Origin of the sequence: Aminobacter sp. MET-1, assembly GCF_026521175.1 — a bacterium.
In the GTDB taxonomy this organism is placed as follows: domain Bacteria; phylum Pseudomonadota; class Alphaproteobacteria; order Rhizobiales; family Rhizobiaceae; genus Aminobacter.
The window spans coordinates 1-270 of the sequence record NZ_JAMSHL010000110.1 but is presented as its reverse complement, the minus strand read 5'-3'; the positions used below and the strand labels follow the sequence as shown (position 1 = coordinate 270).

The window sequence follows — 270 nt, the reverse complement described above, 5'->3', positions numbered from 1 at the left end:
GGTTAGATGCGCCACTGGCGGCAAAATTAACTAAGTCAGCCAGCAATCAGCAAGCGATTGAAGAATTTGTTATTTAATTATTAGACCACGTTTGGAGATATTTTCATGGCAGGTCATAGTAAATGGGCCAATACTAAACACCGTAAAGCAGCGCAAGATGCGAAACGCGGTAAGATTTTCACTAAAATTATTCGTGAATTAGTTACAGCAGCACGTTTAGGTGGTGGTGATCCTGCAACTAACCCACGTCTACGTGCGGCAGTTGATAAA

The 270-nt window shown here is 42.2% G+C and carries 1 pseudogene; it reads left to right on the top strand.

Annotated elements, in window-relative coordinates:
* Window positions 1-105: 105 nt before the first annotated feature.
* A pseudogene (locus NDO48_RS29235) lies at window positions 106-270 on the top strand (YebC/PmpR family DNA-binding transcriptional regulator); the annotation flags it as partial.